General features: G+C 40.4%; 17 protein-coding genes. 15 read left to right on the top strand and 2 right to left on the bottom strand.

The features are described from left to right. Positions 1-19 precede the first annotated feature (19 nt). The 8 genes from QUD05_RS10235 (at position 20) to QUD05_RS10270 (ending at position 7,049) form a co-directional block, all read left to right on the top strand. The gene (locus QUD05_RS10235; protein WP_289795935.1) at positions 20-622 is read left to right on the top strand and encodes a hypothetical protein; all 603 of its coding nucleotides are present in this window, start codon (positions 20-22) and stop codon (positions 620-622) included. A gap of 84 nt (positions 623-706) precedes the next feature. Beyond that, positions 707-991 (top strand): hypothetical protein, encoded by a 285-nt coding sequence (locus tag QUD05_RS10240; protein ID WP_289795936.1) that lies wholly within the window; start codon positions 707-709, stop codon positions 989-991. Between the two features lie 94 nt (positions 992-1,085). Next, on the top strand, positions 1,086-1,481 hold the full coding sequence (locus QUD05_RS10245) for an NACHT C-terminal helical domain 2-containing protein (RefSeq protein ID WP_289795937.1): 396 nt from the start codon (positions 1,086-1,088) through the stop codon (positions 1,479-1,481). A 292-nt stretch (positions 1,482-1,773) separates the two neighbouring features. Further along, on the top strand, positions 1,774-2,229 hold the full coding sequence (locus QUD05_RS10250; RefSeq protein WP_289795938.1) for a response regulator: 456 nt from the start codon (positions 1,774-1,776) through the stop codon (positions 2,227-2,229). A 234-nt stretch (positions 2,230-2,463) separates the two neighbouring features. After that, positions 2,464-3,105 carry a Uma2 family endonuclease gene (locus tag QUD05_RS10255; protein ID WP_289795939.1) on the top strand — a complete coding sequence of 214 codons (642 nt, stop codon included), beginning with the start codon at positions 2,464-2,466 and terminating at the stop codon, positions 3,103-3,105. Positions 3,106-3,487: 382 nt separating this feature from the next. Beyond that, on the top strand, positions 3,488-4,957 hold the full coding sequence (locus QUD05_RS10260) for an efflux RND transporter periplasmic adaptor subunit (RefSeq protein ID WP_289795940.1): 1,470 nt from the start codon (positions 3,488-3,490) through the stop codon (positions 4,955-4,957). A 36-nt stretch (positions 4,958-4,993) separates the two neighbouring features. Continuing rightward, positions 4,994-6,211 (top strand): ABC transporter permease, encoded by a 1,218-nt coding sequence (locus tag QUD05_RS10265; protein WP_289795941.1) that lies wholly within the window; start codon positions 4,994-4,996, stop codon positions 6,209-6,211. A 226-nt stretch (positions 6,212-6,437) separates the two neighbouring features. Next, a complete protein-coding gene (locus QUD05_RS10270; RefSeq protein WP_289795942.1) occupies positions 6,438-7,049 on the top strand; it encodes a hypothetical protein in 612 nt (203 codons plus the stop codon). 119 nt (positions 7,050-7,168) lie between these two features. Here QUD05_RS10270 and QUD05_RS10275 read toward each other — a convergent pair whose 3' ends face one another. Continuing rightward, a complete protein-coding gene (locus tag QUD05_RS10275) occupies positions 7,169-7,537 on the bottom strand; it encodes a Dethiobiotin synthetase (RefSeq protein ID WP_289795943.1) in 369 nt (122 codons plus the stop codon). A gap of 209 nt (positions 7,538-7,746) precedes the next feature. On the opposite strand from QUD05_RS10275, the gene QUD05_RS10280 reads away from it, so the two are divergent. From QUD05_RS10280 to psaC, 3 genes are all read left to right on the top strand, one after another. Continuing rightward, positions 7,747-7,983, top strand: coding sequence for a hypothetical protein (locus QUD05_RS10280; protein ID WP_289795944.1), 237 nt, complete (start codon positions 7,747-7,749; stop codon positions 7,981-7,983). 59 nt (positions 7,984-8,042) lie between these two features. After that, complete coding sequence (locus tag QUD05_RS10285; protein ID WP_289795945.1) at positions 8,043-8,207, top strand: hypothetical protein; 165 nt, start codon at positions 8,043-8,045, stop codon at positions 8,205-8,207. A gap of 245 nt (positions 8,208-8,452) precedes the next feature. Further along, positions 8,453-8,698: a photosystem I iron-sulfur center protein PsaC gene (psaC, locus tag QUD05_RS10290; protein ID WP_012411495.1), complete on the top strand. Its 246-nt coding sequence runs from the start codon at positions 8,453-8,455 to the stop codon at positions 8,696-8,698. Positions 8,699-9,011: 313 nt separating this feature from the next. On the opposite strand, the gene QUD05_RS10295 is transcribed toward psaC, so the two are convergent. After that, positions 9,012-9,703 (bottom strand): IS1 family transposase gene (locus QUD05_RS10295; protein WP_289794349.1). Its coding sequence is split into 2 segments (ribosomal slippage): positions 9,012-9,379 and positions 9,379-9,703, totalling 693 coding nucleotides; the frame shifts between segments, so codons are not numbered across the junction. A gap of 153 nt (positions 9,704-9,856) precedes the next feature. Here QUD05_RS10295 and glmS point away from each other — a divergent pair. The 4 genes from glmS to QUD05_RS10315 all read left to right on the top strand — a co-directional run bounded on the left by glmS (position 9,857) and on the right by QUD05_RS10315 (position 16,011). After that, positions 9,857-11,737 (top strand): glutamine--fructose-6-phosphate transaminase (isomerizing), encoded by a 1,881-nt coding sequence (gene glmS / locus QUD05_RS10300; protein ID WP_289795946.1) that lies wholly within the window; start codon positions 9,857-9,859, stop codon positions 11,735-11,737. A gap of 153 nt (positions 11,738-11,890) precedes the next feature. Continuing rightward, entirely contained in the window at positions 11,891-12,709 is an 819-nt protein-coding gene (locus QUD05_RS10305) for a TnsA endonuclease C-terminal domain-containing protein (RefSeq protein ID WP_289795947.1), read from the top strand. A 22-nt stretch (positions 12,710-12,731) separates the two neighbouring features. Further along, positions 12,732-14,771 carry a TnsB C-terminal domain-containing protein gene (locus QUD05_RS10310; RefSeq protein WP_289795948.1) on the top strand — a complete coding sequence of 680 codons (2,040 nt, stop codon included), beginning with the start codon at positions 12,732-12,734 and terminating at the stop codon, positions 14,769-14,771. 175 nt (positions 14,772-14,946) lie between these two features. Further along, positions 14,947-16,011: a P-loop NTPase family protein gene (locus tag QUD05_RS10315; RefSeq protein WP_289795949.1), complete on the top strand. Its 1,065-nt coding sequence runs from the start codon at positions 14,947-14,949 to the stop codon at positions 16,009-16,011. The last annotated feature ends 13 nt before the right edge of the window (positions 16,012-16,024 follow it).

Raw genomic sequence — 16,024 nt, forward strand, 5'->3', positions numbered from 1 at the left:
ATCTCAAAGGGCAAAAAATATGACAGTTAAAAGTCTGTTACCACTAATAGCCGCCACGATAGTCTGTGGTGGCTCTGTTCTTGTGGAAGCGCGTCAACCCAAATCTCCGGTAGCTGTTGTCAAACCAAAGGTTTCTCAACCCGTGCAGCCAAAATGGAAGTTATATACTGCTCCAGATGGACGTTTTACAATTTTGATGCCGGGAAGCCCTAATAGAAATACCGAATCCCAAAAAACTTATATGGGGGAAATTAACCTAGAAATATTTGTCGCTCAACCACCAAAACAGCAAGTAGCATACATAGTTGCTTACAATGATTTTCCTTATAGTTACGGTGAAATGGCTGATCCTCAAGCTGTACTTAATAATGCACGGGATATGGCTTTAAAGACTACGAAAAGCAATTTAATTAGTCAACGAAACATTCGTAGTTACAATAATCATCCCGGCAAAGAAATTCAGTACATCAATTCTGGAGGGAAAATTACTATAAGTAGAATGTATGTTGCCGAAGGAAGACTATATCAAGTAATGGCAATCACTACAAAAAAACAGCAAAAGACATTAGCTAAAACCATTACTGGGTATTTAAATTCTTTCAATGTAGTTTTAAAAAAGTGAGATAAATAAAACTTCTACTATATTAGCCCTGCAATTGATTACAAGGCTAATATAGGGTTTTTGTTACCACAAAAGCTCAAATTATTGAGTAAGATTGCAGCAGCAACATTTGAGGATGGTCAGTACTTTTTTGAGCAACGCATCGTTGAGCAATATATTGGTGACTATATTCAGAATTTGACCAACGTGCCAATGGATGCAGAGGAACTGCAAGTAGAAAGCGAAGCGGCACTGAAAGCAATCGAAGCTCAACATGGACTACTGGCAGAACGGGCACAGGGAATTTTTTCTTTCTCTTATCTGGCCTTTCAAGAATACTTCACAGCCAAGCAAAAGATACGACAGTTCGAGCATTTTATTTGGACTTGAGTCTGACTCCTCACGTAGCTCCTCACTTTGTTCTAGCCAGCAGCCTCGACCAAGGGATGTTTCTGGATGCAGCATTAGATGCTGTTGCTGGAGTGTGCAATTGTTCGCCCATATCCACGCCTGTGGAGATGCTCTCTCGACTATTCTGGGTATTGTTCTGGATGTTGGACTTTATAAATCTCCGCAACAACTTTCTGACCAATTACCCAATTCTCGTAAAAGTCAAGAACGGTTTGGGCTATGGTGTCAGACGAACTATTCAACCTGGGCTGAACAGTTAAAGACAACAGTGATTTATTATCGAAACATTAACCACCAGTGGGAGTTTAGCCTTGAACAACAGCAAGTGTTACAACATTACTATGATGCTAATCAGTTACGACTCGATTGCCTACATAGCAATTGTGAAGTAACCCCTGCTATCAGGCAAGAAATTAAAGCCACCTTATTATTGCTTCAAAAGGAACTTGAGGACAGGGAATGGGAATAGTTTTGTTGATTAATTCTTTACAGCTATTTTCAGTTCATTGAACCACAGATTTTTGGAGGTAACATACCGCGCAGTTTTTTGAAAAGTTTTTCTACGTTTTATGTCGTAGTTAATCAATTCATTTAGGAAATCAAACAACACGCGCTCATAGTATAAGAACAGAACCTAGTAATTGTAACCATTAAATGGTTCTCTGCTACTTTTTATTTGACCTATCTGGTTGTCTCATCACCTTAAGACTACAGATTTTTCAGATCGCTTTGCCCTTAAAGCCCTAATCGCAGGTCTTATTATGAATTTAATCAATGACTTTTGCTTGGCAGTTGGGATACTCAAAGGTGTACAAGTACTCGTGGTAGACAACGATCGCGATAGTAGAGATTTGTATGCTTTTTTACTCGAAGACCTAAGCGCAAATGTGATTACCGCTGGTTCCATAAAGGAAGCTTTAGAAATCCTGAGTTGGTTCACACCCAACATTATTGTCAGTGAAATTCGGTTTTTAGGTGAAAGTGTTTATACATTGCTAAATACATTGGATGCTATGGAAGCAAACAATGGTAAGCATATCCCAATCATTGTGACTTCAACATCTATCAGAGGTACTTGTGACCAAATTCCAGATATAGAGTTTGAAGAATATTTACTTAAGCCATTCGACCTTGACGAATTTGTTTCTATGATTGTGAATCAAGTACAGAAAAAAGTGACGGAAAATTTTTGCACCGAGTTACTAGTTACAAACTAGTAGGTAAGTTTAAGTAAGTATCTGCGTTGTTTAACTGCCCTGAAATAAATTTCTAGACTGCATAGCTAAAACCCTAGTTCAGGGTACAACTGTAGGTTATAACCATCGGTGCATTAGCCTCCGGGTAACACATCCTACGAAAATTGTTAGCAAGGATGCAAAGCTTTGCTGTCAGCTTAGTGCTGGAAAATGAAACTTGTATGATCGTTGTTAAAGTTCCTCTTTCGCAATATTATGAGCGAATTACAGACCCAACTAGCAACCGATACCTGGATAACAGCAAATTGGGATGAATATATCCAAATAATTGAAAATCCTGCCTACGAAAAAGCTAAGGGCTACTACCACAATGGACAGATGAGGATTGAAATGCCTCCACTAGGACATGACCACGCCTGCGACAATACAATTATTGCCTTTGCTGTTAACCTTTTTTGCACAATCAAAGGCATCCCTGCCAAAGGCTTAACTAATTGTACATATCGGAAAACAGGCTTTAAGGAAGCTCAACCTGATGTGTCTTATTATATTGGTGAAAATGCTGATGTCATTCCCTACGGTACTTCTATCATCAATTTAGATATCTATCCACCACCAGATTTAGTTATTGAAGTGGCTAATACCTCACTTGCTGACGATCAAGGTGAAAAACGACTTTTATACGAAGATTTAGGAGTGAAAGAATACTGGATTTTAAATGTCCAGAATGTCCAAGTTATGGCTTTTGCCATTGAAAACCAAGGTAGTAGGCGGATTACAGAATCTCAGGTATTACCAGGATTAGCTATTTCTTTATTAAACGATGCATTACGGCAAACTCGTCAAATAAATCAAAGTCAAGTTGGTGCTTGGTTATTAACCCAATTTCAGCAATAATTACAAACTGCTTTGCGGTAGGGAAAAAGCAAAGGATACAGAGCAACTAAAGCGCGATCGCACTATAGCAATCCTATCTGATTTGTGAGAATTGCCAGCCGTAGATTCCCAGCTTCTCAAAAAAGTCGGGGATCTTGTTTCTCACGAATGGTTCAATATTACACTAATATGCTGTGGCTAAAGTCACCCTTTCAGGTGAAGACATACAGAAATCCGAATGCCTAGTATGAAGGAAGATTAAGCAACTGTGAAGCAAATTATGCGTCTAGTTGTTAGTTAACTCATACAAATTTAATCCCAAAGCTTTAACAACTCCGTACTCTCCACTTGTCCTCTAACTAAAAAATATTCTTATACAGCAAGATTTACAGGTTTCTATAATATGGCTACGTACATAGAAATTCCAGTTATTGGCAAAGTTAAGTATCCATTGCGCTGGCTGATGGGGCTAATGGCGGGGAGTGCTTTGGTCGTGGGTACTATAACAACTTACACCTTGGTAAATCAAGGGACAAACAAAGAAGATATTGCTCAACTAACTGTGCCAGTTGCAGCCCAAAACGTCACGTTGCGGATTACAGCTAGTGGCAAAGTCGTGCCAGTTCAGAGTGTAAATATTAGTCCGAAGAACCCCGGAGTACTGTCGCAATTATACGTGGAACAAGGCGATCGCATTCAACAAGGGCAAATTCTCGCCCGCATGGATAGCGCTGGTATTGAAGCCCAAAGAAGCCAATACCGTGCTAACTTAGCCCAAAGTCAAGCACAGCTAGCGCAAGCCGTTGCTGGTAGTCGTCCTCAAGAAATCGCNTCAAGCGAGGCCCGATTAGCCCAAGCTCAAGCCCAACTAGCTGCGGCTAAGGCTGGTAATCGTCCTCAAGAGATTGCTCAATCTCAATCACAAGTGGATGCGGCTCAAGCAAGGGTGAATTACACCGGTGAACAGGTAAAGCGTTATCAATACTTATATAAAGAGGGAGCAGAGAGAAAACAATTACTCGACCAAGCCATCAGCGACGACAAAAGTGCTAGAGCTAGTTTAGAAGAAGCGAAAAAACGATTGTCGTTAGTCCAAAGTGGTTCTCGGACTGAGGAAATTGACCAACGCCAAGCCGCTGTTAACGAAGCACGGGCAGCATTGGTACTGTTAGAAGATGGCACCCGTTCTGAAGAAATTGTCCAGCGTCAAGCCGCTGTTGCATCCGCTGAGGCTCAGTTAAAGGGTGTACAAGTGCAGTTAGAAGATACTATTATTCGCGCTCCTTTGTCGGGAATTGTTACCCAAAAGTATGCCGAACCAGGTGCATTTGTTACACCCACAACTTCTGCATCTACTAGTGCATCGGCAACTTCTAGTTCAATTGTCGCCGTAGCAAGGGGTTTAGAAATATTAGCTCAAGTTCCCGAAGCCGATCTTGGCAGAATAAAACAGGGACAGCAGGTGGAAATTGTCGCCGATGCTTATCCCGATCAAGTTTTTAAAGGTCATGTACGCCTGATTGCTCCAGAAGCAGTGGTAGAACAAGGTGTGACATCCTTTCAGGTGCGGGTTGCTCTTGATACTGGTATAGATCAACTGCGTTCTGGCTTAAATGTAGATCTGACTTTTTTAGGCGATCGCGTTAATAATGCCTTGGTGTTACCAACGGTGTCAATCGTCACCGAAAAGGGTAAAACTGGCGTACTCGTACCCGATGCAAAAAATAAACCCCAGTTCCGCGAAGTTACAGTTGGGGCACAAATTCAAGACCAAACTCAGATTTTAGGGGGAGTTAAAGAAGGCGATCGCATTTTTGTTAACCCACCCAAAGACTACAAAATTGAAAAGGCAAAAGAACAGAATAATTCGTAATTCGTAATTCGTAATTCGTAATTCGTAATTTAAGATATGAATTTTCTCGAAAGCATGAATATGGCGGGGAAAACCCTGCTATCAAATAAGCTGCGTAGCGCCCTCACGATGTTGGGTATAGTTATTGGCAACGCTTCGGTGATTGCCATGATTGGCATTGGCGAAGGTGGGCAAAAGTATGTAAATAAACAGTTGCAGTCATTAGGGCCAAATGTGCTGTTTGTACTGCCAGGTAATCAAGAAACTCAGCGGATATCCTTTGAAGTACCAAAAACTCTAGTGTTGCAAGATGCGGAAGCGATCGCTTCTCAAGTCCCAACAGTAGTAGGAGTTGCACCAGAGTTAAACAGAAGACAGGTAGTTACGTACCGCAACAGAAACACCGATGTCAACATCATTGGCACAACCCCCAGTTTTCTATCTGTGCGGGATTTTGAAACTGCTAAAGGCAGGTTTTTCTCTGAGGTAGACATCAAGCGAAGTAACCAAGTCGTAGTGCTGGGTGGAGATTTGGCAGAAAAACTATTTGGTAATAGTAACCCTGTAGGACAGCAATTGCGAGTTGGAAATACCAGCTTTCAAGTAATTGGGACGTTAATAGCCAAAGGTTCCAGCGTGGGAGCAGATTATGATGATGCTGCCTTAATACCAATTACCACATCAGCAAACCGACTTGTAGGCAAGAATTCTCCTTATGGTATCGCCTTAGATTATCTCGTTGCTGCCGCTCGTGATTCCGAGAGTGTGGATGCAGCAGAATTTCAAATTACTAATTTGCTGCGTCTACGACACAAAATTAATGGTGAAGATGATTTTACTCTTCGCAGCCAGAAAGATGCTTTGCAAACTGTCGGTCAAATTACAGGTGCATTAACAATTATGCTAGCTGCGATCGCAGGTATATCCCTGTTTGTCGGCGGCATTGGCATTATGAATATTATGCTAGTCTCCGTCACCGAACGCACCCAAGAAATCGGATTGCGAAAAGCGATCGGGGCAACTGAGCAAGATATTTTGCTACAGTTCATCATTGAGGCAGTGATTGTTTCCGCAGCTGGTGGTTTAGTTGGGACTGCGGTTGGTATCAGTGGCATCCTATTAGTGGGAGCCTTGACTCCTTTAGAAGCGAGTCTTTCTCCTGTAGCAATTACTATGGCAGTTGGTGTCTCTGGGGCTATTGGTTTATTCTTTGGCGTTGTTCCTGCACGTCGCGCCGCTAAACTCGACCCCATTGTGGCTTTGAGAAGTGCTTAGATAAATTGCCGTCAAGACAAAACGACTGATTGATTATTGTAGAGACGGCGATTCATCGCGTCTCTTGCCTTAACCGAACAGTATTGATATGAGTCCTATAGTTGCGCGATCCATAAAAGCTTCGATGCGCAATCGCTACAACCCATTGAAGTAATTTTGCTGAAAAACGGGAAGACTATGGTTAATCCCTAATGGGGAAATTTCTATAAAAATCCTGAACAGCAAAATGCTCAAAAAATCTCTACTTAACTGTTTAATTTTACCTTTTTCTCTAGTGCCCTGGCTCTGTGTGGGAACGCTTTTTGATTCCCAAGCCAATGCTTTACCAGGACAAAGTACAGAAGAGGTAGGCACTTGGATTAAAGCACATCCGACACTCCGCCCCAGGAGAGGGGAGCAATTATTTGTGCAAAAGACTGATACTGCTGCCCAACGATTCACTTTTCAAGCGTCGGTATTGCCTCCTGGTAGAGTGGAGTTTTCCAAAGACCGTGGCACAATTCGGACTGAGCGCATTACTATGTATGATGCTATTAACGGCATGACATTTGCGCGTCTCCAAGAATCCCTGCGGGTGATTTATGGCTTGGAGATTTATCAAGATTACGATCGCGCTCAAGTCGTGTATCAATATCCCAACCAGAAGGTAGTTAATTCGGCGCGTCTGGCTAAAACTCCGATTCGGGAAGCCTTAAAGGGAGAATTACGAGTAGGCGATCGCTATGTATATTGGGTGGAAGTTGCCCAACCCAAGACGGGCAAAGCTTTTACTGGTCAAATGACCGTTTTACTCAAAACTGATCTAAACAAGTTAGAAAATGAACTGCAAATTCGTTAATAGGCATCTGAGTGCTGAGTGCTGAGTACTGAGTGCTGAGTGAGAAGTAAGGAATTATTTTCCTTGCTCCCCTGCTCCCTGGTCACTGAGCGAAGCCGAAGTGCTGCTCCCCTGCTCCCTCATCTCTTCCCCAACTCCATCGGAGCTAAGGTTTGCCAGATACCCGAAAAGATACTTTCAGCTGCTAAAGAAATTCGTAGTAAATCTTCTTTGAGTAGTGGTGGCCAATCAACTCCGGCTTTACGCCCTGCGCCAAATAGCTGTTGCGCCTTAATGCTTAACTGATAAAGGGCCAAAGCCAGTTCTCGGTCTATGCTCTTTGCATCTTTGAGGGCTTCAAACACCACTTTCAATGCCAACAAAATCGAAGTTATCTGACCGGGTACCAGCGGTTTGCCCTGTTTCATACGCGTTAACAGCGCATCTGGGTTTTCCTCGGTTGTGATTGTCTGATCTATGAGGAGTTTCCTAGCTGTTTCGTAATTCATGTAGTCAGTTTAGCGCACATTTTGCTTCAGCAGTAATACTTAATTAAAAAGTCATAAAACGGCTTTCTAGTTATTTATAGCAATCTCTGATGATTTGTGAAATGATAGGCGTGGGGAAAATGATCGGGAATTGACGATGCTCTAGGTTAACCAGATAAACTGAATATAATATCTTTGAAAAATACACCTTACTAGGAATTAGAAGTAAAATGATCTCACCGAATTTACTAGAAATTGAGCGCTCCATCCTTGCCTTGTCTGTGGAAGAACAACTTTGGCTGTTAGAAAGCATTGTTCGACAAATCCGAGAAAGGGAGTATGAAAAAGATAAATCTTCTGATGCTAAAAATCTAGAAGAGCAACTGCAATTAACACCTGTTGAGCCAAAAATTCAAACACAAATTGCTGCTATAAATGATGAGTTTGCAATTTCTGAAATTCTCTGATAGGTAGAAATAAAAATTATGAATTGCCAGAACTAAGAGATTAAATATACAAGTTATTAGTGAGCGATCGCTTAAAATTACTGACTGCGATCGCAATCTCTAAATTAATCATTTACATCGCAAAAGCAGTTTTATTCAGTAAGAAAAACAAGCTTTTACGTAATCTAGATTGCCAAACTGTTTTCGTTTACACGGGGATGTGGCGATCGCAAATTCCCTTTTAATTTTGTTTCATCTATCTTTACGATTCACCCCCATTATGGTATACCACTGTGGTAAATACGCTTTGATAATGTTGCAGATTATCAGTCAATAGGGACAATCTCGCAAAAGCAAATTTTAACGGTGCTTATTACATTGTTTGAAGTTATGTAGCCTTTTGATTACGGCCTATCAACCACTGCGGTAGACTATGCGTTGATTATGATTCTTTCGCAGAGAAGAACACTCGAAAGGAGCCGTTTTTTCAATGTCTCATACCGTAAAAATCTACGATACCTGCATTGGCTGCACCCAATGCGTCCGCGCTTGCCCTACTGATGTACTTGAGATGGTTCCTTGGGATGGCTGTAAAGCTGCTCAAATTGCCTCTTCACCCCGTACAGAAGACTGCGTGGGCTGTAAGCGTTGCGAAACCGCTTGTCCCACCGACTTTTTGAGCATCCGGGTTTACCTGGGCGCTGAAACAACTCGCAGTATGGGTCTAGCTTACTAAAAAGCTGAGTGCTGAGTGCTGAGTGCTGAGACAAAAAGAAGTTAATCAGAAACACAATTTCTTGATTCTTCACTCGGAACTTGGAACTCGGCACTCAAGTCTTTTAAGTGTCGCAATAGCAAGCACCTTTATGATCGTAGAGTGGACACTGCCCACCTTACGAAATCGCAATTTTAGATTGGGGATATAATCTCTGGGTATCTAAATCCTAGAAGCTGTATTTGTACCGTCAAGTCAAAAGCTGACGGGGAATCCGCTGTAAAAAAAACCTAAAATCTATAACAATACCGGCGTTGCATAATGGCGGTATGAATCATACTGAAACTGGAACATCCCAAAACTTGAGATAGTGAAGTAGCAATCGAATCGAGTATTTCAGCATTTGTGCTGATTTGGAATAACATAGCGTTTTTCGATGCAATCGAGCGAGATAGTGGCGCAACCGGGTGTTTTCCCCCTCAACTCGTGTCATGTAAGTCTTGCTCACAATCTGGTCGCCCTCTGGAATAAAGCCTGGATAGACCAACCATCCATCCGTGACATAGAAATAGCACTGCCAAGTACCTACAATATCCCATAACGGTCGAAAAGTTTCGGCGCTATGGTCGCCCAAAACCCACGCTAAAATACCTTGTGTGAAGTGGTTCACTGCTGTCCAAAGCCAAACTTTGTTTTTTTTGAGCCGACGAACGTTTCTAGTTCATCGAGTTCGCCAACTTCTGGAATTGTCTCTGGATCATAAACATCAGGTAGCAGTTCTCCTACAAGTTTTACCCAAGTAATCAATGTCGTGTGATGCACACCTTTGACCCGTTCAATGCCACGAAATCCCATACCATTAACGTACATTTTCAGGCATTCCCGTTTCACTTCATCACTGTATCCTTGAGGTGGTTCGTACCGATCAATAAATTGGCGATCGCAATTACAGCAAATGTGATTCTGTTTACCTCTTTTATTTCCGTTCTTACGGATATGAGACGACCCACAACGCGGACATTCCATCCAGTTTTACCTCAATTCATACCGCCATTATGCAACGCCACAATACCTAGTGGTAGAGGGAGTAAAATACTCCCTTTTTTCTTTGCAAAACGTCCACTTTATGCTACCTACTATACTGGATTTAATCATCCTGAAAAAAAAGTGGCGTGAAGAATGTGCGGAATTGTTGGATATATAGGCACTCAAGCGGCGACAGACATTTTACTAGCTGGACTGGAAAAACTAGAGTACAGGGGCTACGATTCGGCTGGAATCGCCACTGTTTGGGAAGGTGAGGTAAATTGTGTGCGGGCAAAGGGTAAACTCCATAACCTGCGTTCTAAACTGGAACAAATAGAAACCCCTGCCCAAATTGGTATTGGTCATACACGCTGGGCAACTCATGGTAAACCAGAAGAGTACAACGCCCATCCCCATTTGGATACAGCAAAACGAGTAGCTGTGGTGCAAAATGGCATTATTGAAAACTACCGCGAGTTACGCGAGGAACTCAAAGCAAAAGGACACCAGTTTCTTTCTGAAACCGATACAGAAGTAATTCCCCATTTAATAGCCGAATTTTTAAAGAATCTTCCTCCCTCATCTTCCTCATCTCCCTTCCTAGAAGCAATTCGCCAAGCTGTTAACCACCTAAAAGGGGCATTTGCGATCGCAGTTATTTCTGCTGACTATCCCGATGAATTGATTGTTGTCCGCCAACAAGCACCCTTGGTAATTGGTTTTGGGCAAGGGGAGTTATTTTGTGCCTCTGACACCCCTGCGATCGTTGCCTACACCCGTGCCGTACTACCTCTGGAAAATGGCGAAATTGCCCGCCTCACACCTTTGGGTGTTGAGATTTTCAATTTTGCTGGCGACAGGTTGAAAAAACAACCCCGACTGCTCAACTTCAATCCGGCAATGGTAGAAAAGCAGGGATTCAAACACTTCATGCTCAAAGAAATCCATGAGCAACCAGGGGTAGTAAGAGCGAGTTTAGACGCTTACTTTAATCCAGCCGAATCTACTGAATCGCCAATCAATCTTGGTTTACCTGCGGATTTATACACTGATTTAGAACAAATTCATATTGTCGCCTGTGGTACGAGTTGGCACGCAGCATTAATCGGAAAATATTTACTCGAACAATTAGCAGGAATTTCAACTCAGGTACATTACGCTTCTGAGTATCGCTATGCACCATCGCCTTTGACATCTAATACTTTGATCGTTGGCGTTACCCAATCGGGTGAAACTGCTGATACCCTAGCAGCTTTGACGATGGAAAAAGAACGTCGCCAAGGGAAAGAACCTAAATATCAAGCGCGACTACTGGGGATTACCAATCGCCCAGAAAGCAGCCTTGGTCATCTAGTGCCGCATATTATCAGTACCCTCGCAGGAATTGAAATTGGGGTAGCAGCGACGAAAACTTTTACCGCCCAACTGATGGCGTTTTATGCTTTGGCATTGGATTTAGCAGCCCGTCGTCAGACAGTTTCAAAAGACACATTAGATCAAATTATTAATGGGTTACGGCAGATTCCCAAAGAAATTGAAGCAACTTTAGAAAGTCAAGAACGTTTAACCGAACAGTTAGCCCACGAATTCGCCGAAACCCAAGATTTTATTTTTATAGGCAGAGGAATTAACTTTCCAATTGCTTTAGAAGGCGCGTTGAAATTAAAAGAAATCAGTTATATTCACGCCGAAGGGTATCCAGCTGGAGAGATGAAACACGGCCCGATCGCCCTTTTAGATGCGAAAGTGCCAGTAGTTGCGATCGCAATCCCTGGTAGTGTTTATGAAAAAGTTATTTCTAATGCCCAAGAAGCCAAAGCCAGAGATTCTCGGTTAATTGGCGTGACTCCCGTCAACGATGGCGAAGCTGCGGAAATCTTTAACGATCTTCTTCCCGTCTCTCATGTAGAAGAATTACTTTCTCCGATTCTGACAGTAGTTCCTTTGCAATTATTGGCTTATCACATTGCCGCCCGTCGCGGTTTAGATGTTGACCAGCCAAGAAACCTGGCTAAAAGTGTTACCGTAGAGTAATATTTTTTACAAAATTTTATATTTTTGTGGAGGAATAATTCGGTTAAACAATAAATAATTCGATTCAACAATTCATAAAACGATTGAACAATAACCTCTAAGGGAGTACTATTGTACCAAGTAAAGGTGCGATCGCTTCCAGAGGTTATTTTTATGGTTAGGCGCAGAAGGGAATGGACACAAGCTAAATATGAACGATACATAAAAGAAGGTCGTGGTCGAGGAAGCGGTAAAGACTATAAACCTTGGCTTACAATTCAGGATTTTCCCTCTAAAGGCCGTTCCTCTAGAACTCCTGGTTGGAAAACGAATCGAGTACATCATTTCTTCTCAGACCATGAAAAACGGTTATTTTATTTGTTTGAGTGGTCAGATATAGTCACAGATATAAGAGAGCAGTTTCCTCTAGATAATTTGGATCTAGCCATGAGTATCGCTACAGACATAGGTATAAAGTACCCTATAGATACACAAAGTGGCACTCCTAAAGTTTTAACAAGCGACTTCATGCTTACAGTCAATCGCAATGGGAAGCAGATGCAGATTGCCCGGACTGTCAAGCAGTCAACAGAACTGGAGAAAAAGCGAGTTAATGAGAAATTGGAGATAGAAAGACAATATTACTTAGCAAGAGGTATTGACTGGGGAATTATCACAGAAAAAGAAATTTCAAGGCTTTTAGCAGAAAATGTTGAGTGGGTTCATTCCGCTTATAGGCTAGAAGCAAATTCGGAAATGGACACTTCACAACTGCATGAGTTGTCAACAATTTTAAAATCCAAGCTTCAGGAAGAAGATGCAACCATCAATAAAATAACTAATGCTTTAGATGAAGAAATGAATGTAAATTATGGTACATCACTTTATGTATTTAAACATTTAATTGCTAAAAAACAACTCATTGTAAATTTAGTAAAAATAAAATTATCTGCTTGCCCATCAACTAAGGTGATTGAAAAAATAATATTTTAAACCTCCATAGTAGGTAAATAATATGGTTAAAGATTTATTTGTCAATGATTTAATAGAGTGGACTTTAGATACCAACGCTCATGTAGTTGAAAGAATTATTTGGATAGACGAAGGTTATATTATTGCATTCGTTATAGATATTAATGTTACAAAAGGTTTGCCTGAACCTAAGAAAATATCTGAAATTTTAGAAGCCATATCTGAAGGTATTGCTTTGAAACAGCAACAAGATCCTTGGGCAAGAATCGTGAGGGATGAAAATTTAACAGATAGGGAAAAGGAATACAGAGATAAAGCTTGGGAAATAATTTCATCATTAGTTAAAGAAGAACCATCAATATATTATAGGAATTTTAGAGGTTCGCTGGTTAAAAAAATTGTTGAAAAGCATAACTTAGAAAGAGATAAAGACAAATTGGTAGAAAAAACCGTCTATGGATATTTGAGAAGATTTTGGCAGAGGGGGAAAAATATAAACGCTCTTATACCTGATTTTATTAATTCATCAGGGAAGGGCAAAATTCGAGGCCAATCAAGCAAGAAGAGAGGAAGACCAAGAAAATATGCACATGAGCCAGATATTGGTGAAGGTGTCAATGTTACAGAAGAAGATAGAAAGATTTTTAGAATAGCTATAAGTAAATTTTACAATAGCTCAAAAGAGAACTACTTAACAACTGCTTATGAATTAATGGTTAAAAATTATTATAAAGAAGGAATTAGATATGACGAAAATGGTGTCCAAAAATCTATCTTAATTCCGACTGATAAAATACCTACAATTACCCAATTCAAATACTGGTATCAACTTGAGCAGGATGATGTCACAAAAACTTTGACATCTCGAAAAGGAGCCAAGAAGTTTGCTTTAGAGAATAGAGCGATTTTGGGAACATCTAAGATGGAAACTATTGGCCCAGGTTCTCGATATCAAATTGATGCCACGGTTGCTGATGTATATTTAGTATCAAAATATAATCGTGATTGGATAATTGGCAGACCAGTTATTTATGTAATTATTGATGTTTTTAGCCGAATAATCACGGGTATTTATGTTGGTTTAGAAGGCCCATCTTGGACAGGGGCAATGATGGCACTAGCCAATGTAGCGACAGATAAAACCCTATTTTGCCAAGAATACGACATTAATATTACTGAAGATAAATGGCCTTGCAATCAAATGCCAGATGCAATTTTAGGAGATAGGGGAGAATTAGCAGGTATGAAAGTTGAAACATTAATCCCTAATCTTTATATTCGTATTGAAAATGCAGCTTCCTATAGAGCAGATTGGAAAGGGTTAGTAGAAAGACACTTTCGTATAATCCATGAATATGTAAAACCTTTTTTACCTGGTTATATAGATACTGATTTTAGACAAAGAGGCGCAAGAGATTATAGGCTTGATGGCAAACTTGACATAGATCAATTTACTGAAATTATTGTTCGTTTAATTGTTCACCACAACAATAAACCTCTTAAGGAATATGAAAGGGACAAAGCGATGATTGTTGATGATATACCCCCTATACCCAGAGAGTTGTGGAAGTGGGGTATTACGAATCGTTCTGGTAGACTTAGAACTTTTTCTGAAGATATTGTCAAATTGAATTTGATGCCTACTGAAAAAGCAACCATTACCGCTAAAGGCATCAAAATGAGAGGGAAGGAGATGTACTATACCTGTGATAGCGCTGAAAAGAGGCAATGGTTTGAAAAAGCTAGAAGTAATCTCCTTTCTAAGTCAGATAAATCACTGATTGTGTCTTACGATATCAGAAATCCAAACTTCATTTACCTTCCATCAAGTGATGGTAGAGATTTTGAAAAATGTTTTCTTATCGATTCAGAAGGGCGGTATGCTAATAAAAACTTTCATGATATTGAATATTTGCTTGCTTATGAAGAATTGGAAAGACAAAAAAGCCAAGGTAAACAACTACAAGAAAAGGTAGATTTGATAGCTGATATTGAAAGCATAGTAGATAGAGCAGAAAAAATGACCAATTCTGCTCAGGAGCCTAATTTAAGTAAGTCTAAAAAACTCTCTGGAATCAGATAAAATAGGGCGTTTGAAAAGGCTAAACGGCGAGAGAGCGAAGGATTTGAACTAGCAAATACAGAAAATCAGAACAGTTTTCAGGCTGTAGAGAGCAAACTCGAAACTTCTGAACAGCCAGAATCACTACAGCCAAATCATCTGGATCTTCTCAGGAAAAACCGACAGGAGCGTAAACGTGGACAGAAATGAAGGTGAATTAATTAGGATTCCCAATGGAGAATTAGCGATTGTTGCCAGATACATAGACCAAAAACTGCCAGAATATAACGCTAATCCATTAATTCAGGCACTACCTCCTATCCTTTCAGCAAAAGAATTTTTAAATAAAGTAACAAGAACGCCAGAGTTTCATGAACAAGAGAAGGAGCTAGAAGCTCATTATAGATTTCATTGCATCGAAAGGTTATCTAGGTATTTTGATCCCCAAAATAAAACTGTTGAATTACAGAAGGTAATTTGTGCCCTCATAATGAGTGGCTATCTGGCTCGGAATGTTCTAAAGCCTGAATATGCAAGTCGCTCTAGGCAAATTTATAATGCAATAAAAGACGGAGGAGGTAAAAACTTAGAAAACTACGTTAATCTTCCTACATCTGCTTCCGGTTTAACCTTGATTGGCCCATCAGGAATGGGGAAGTCTACAAATTTTCAAAATATTCTTAATCTTTACCCTCAAGTAATTCTTCACCCTGAGCATAGTGTCTACCAGATAGTTTGGTTGAAGGTTGATTGTCCTCATGCAGGTTCTTTGAAAGTTTTCTATAACGAAAGTCAAGGAATTATTGATATTGCCGTCAAACTTTATAAGATGGCTCAATGGAGAGCAATTTCAATAGGTGGGAAAGAAATTATTACTATTAACTTAATTCGACAAGCGGCTAAAGACGGACTATATTTAGTCAAGCCAATGCTAGATGCTATTAGGTCAGGGGACAAAGATTGGATGATTAAGTATAAGGATATTGCTCCTCTTGATACTACAGAATATCAAAATAAATGTCTCTCTAAGCTTGATTCTGACGATTTGAAAGAAATTCAGAGATTAGCTAGAAAGCAGCAGAATCAGCAGAAAGTATCGCCGAAGCTAAATTATGTAATTCTTGAGCTTTTGAAATTGGAAGTAGAAGCTGCTAGAGCAAAGGAATGTGCGGAACAAGTAATTGTTTATAATGATGAAAATGCAGATATTACATCTTTAGTCAATAAAGCATATACTCTTGCTTTGCAAGGAGGGCAATAAAATGGGAACCTTG

The organism is Nostoc sp. GT001, from assembly GCF_030382115.1.
GTDB lineage: Bacteria > Cyanobacteriota > Cyanobacteriia > Cyanobacteriales > Nostocaceae > Nostoc.

Bases quoted from the DNA above. Each gene is read 5' to 3' on its own strand.
- QUD05_RS10250 (WP_289795938.1), top strand. From the start codon at position 1,774: ATGAATTTAATCAATGACTTTTGCTTGGCAGTTGGGATACTCAAAGGT.
- QUD05_RS10305 (WP_289795947.1), top strand. From the start codon at position 11,891: ATGGTTAGGCGCAGAAGGGAATGGACACAAGCTAAATATGAACGATAC.
- glmS (WP_289795946.1), top strand. From the start codon at position 9,857: ATGTGCGGAATTGTTGGATATATAGGCACTCAAGCGGCGACAGACATT.
- QUD05_RS10310 (WP_289795948.1), top strand. From the start codon at position 12,732: ATGGTTAAAGATTTATTTGTCAATGATTTAATAGAGTGGACTTTAGAT.
- QUD05_RS10235 (WP_289795935.1), top strand. From the start codon at position 20: ATGACAGTTAAAAGTCTGTTACCACTAATAGCCGCCACGATAGTCTGT.
- QUD05_RS10255 (WP_289795939.1), top strand. From the start codon at position 2,464: ATGAGCGAATTACAGACCCAACTAGCAACCGATACCTGGATAACAGCA.
- QUD05_RS10280 (WP_289795944.1), top strand. From the start codon at position 7,747: ATGATCTCACCGAATTTACTAGAAATTGAGCGCTCCATCCTTGCCTTG.
- psaC (WP_012411495.1), top strand. From the start codon at position 8,453: ATGTCTCATACCGTAAAAATCTACGATACCTGCATTGGCTGCACCCAA.
- QUD05_RS10265 (WP_289795941.1), top strand. From the start codon at position 4,994: ATGAATTTTCTCGAAAGCATGAATATGGCGGGGAAAACCCTGCTATCA.
- QUD05_RS10275 (WP_289795943.1), bottom strand. From the start codon at position 7,537: ATGAATTACGAAACAGCTAGGAAACTCCTCATAGATCAGACAATCACA.
- QUD05_RS10270 (WP_289795942.1), top strand. From the start codon at position 6,438: ATGCTCAAAAAATCTCTACTTAACTGTTTAATTTTACCTTTTTCTCTA.